This window comes from Burkholderia sp. AcTa6-5, from assembly GCF_017815075.1.
GTDB lineage: Bacteria > Pseudomonadota > Gammaproteobacteria > Burkholderiales > Burkholderiaceae > Burkholderia > Burkholderia sola.
This window is the reverse complement of the sequence record NZ_JAGIQE010000063.1, coordinates 1-1748: the sequence shown is the minus strand read 5'-3', so window position 1 is coordinate 1748 and position 1748 is coordinate 1. Positions and strand designations below refer to the sequence as shown.

Sequence of the window (1748 nt, the reverse complement as noted above, 5' to 3'; positions counted from 1 at the left end):
CGCTTCGTCGCGGTCGGCAGCGAAGCGGACGTGATGCCGCTCGCGGGCCGCGCGACGAAGGTGGTCGATCTCGGCGGCCGCGGCGTGCTGCCGGGTCTGATCGACAACCACTGCCACGTGATTCGCGGCGGACTGAACTACAACATGGAACTGCGTTGGGACGGCGTGCCGTCGCTTGCGCTCGCGATGGAGATGCTCAAGCAGCAGGTCGCGATCACGCCCGCGCCGCAGTGGGTGCGCGTGGTCGGCGGCTTCACCGAGCATCAGTTCGTGGAGAAGCGGCTGCCGACGATCGAAGAACTCAATGCGGTCGCGCCGGACACGCCGGTGTTCATCCTGCACCTGTACGATCGCGCGTTGCTGAACGCGGCCGCGCTGCGTGTCGTCGGCTATACGAAGGACACGCCGGAGCCGCCGGGCGGCACGATCCTGCGCGATGCCGCCGGCAACCCGACCGGCCTGCTGCTCGCGAACCCGAACGCGACGATCCTCTACGCGACGCTCGCGAAGGGGCCGAAGCTGCCGTTCGAGTATCAGTACAACTCGACGCGCCATTTCATGCGAGAGCTGAACCGGCTCGGCGTGACGGGCGTGATCGACGCGGGCGGCGGTTCGCAGAATTACCCCGACGATTACGAAGTGATCCGCAAGCTGCACGACGCGGGCGAGATGACGATCCGGATCGCGTACAACCTGTTCACGCAGAAGCCGAACGCGGAGAAGGAAGACTTCGTGAACTGGACGAAGAGCGTCAAGTATCACGACGGCACCGACTACTTCCGCAACAACGGCGCCGGCGAGATGCTGGCGTTTTCCGCGGCCGACTTCGAGGATTTTCGCGTCGCGCGTCCGGACCTGCCCGCGCAGATGGAGGACGATCTCGAAGGCGTCGTGCGCGTGCTCGCGGAAAACCGCTGGCCGTGGCGCATGCACGCGACCTATGACGAAACGATCAGCCGCGCGCTCGACGTGTTCGAGAAGGTCAACGAGGACATTCCGCTCGAAGGGCTGAACTGGTTCTTCGATCACGCGGAAACGATCACCGAGCAATCGATGGACCGGATCGCCGCGCTCGGCGGCGGGATCGCGGTGCAGCACCGGATGGCGTACCAGGGTGAATACTTCGTCGAGCGCTACGGCGCGCAAGCCGCGGAGGCGACGCCGCCGGTCGCGAAGATGCTCGCGAAGGGGCTCAAGGTGTCGGCCGGCACGGACGCGACGCGCGTCGCGTCGTACAACCCGTGGGTGTCGCTTGCGTGGCTCGTGACGGGCAAGACGGTCGGCGGCATGCGCATGTATCCGCAGCGCAACCTGCTCGATCGCGAAACCGCGCTGCGGATGTGGACCGAGTACGTGACGTGGTTCTCGAACGAGGAAGGCAAGAAAGGCCGCATCGCGGTGGGTCAGCTTGCCGACCTGGTGGTCCCCGATCGCGATTTCTTCGGGTGCGCGGAAGACGATATCGCCGCCACGACCGCGTTGCTGACGGTGGTCGACGGGAAGATCGTGTGGGGCGCGGGGCCGTTCGCATCGCACGACGCGCCGATTCCGCCGGCGATGCCGGACTGGTCGCCGGTGCGCGAGTTCGGCGGCTATGGCGGCTGGGGCGCGACGCAACGCAACGGCGCGCCGCTGCAACGCGCGGCAGCGGCCGCCGCGATGTGCGGCTGCGCGAACGAATGCAACCTTCACCAGCATGCGCACGCGAGCGCATGGGCGAGCACGTTGCCGACGTCGGACGCGAAGGG

The 1748-nt window shown here is 67.0% G+C and carries 1 protein-coding gene; it reads left to right on the top strand.

Translation table 11 applies throughout. The annotated features are described in order from the left end of the window. Positions 1–1748, top strand: a 1748-nt coding sequence (locus tag J8I33_RS34195; RefSeq protein WP_209939994.1) for an amidohydrolase, incomplete at both ends; no start/stop codon positions are given.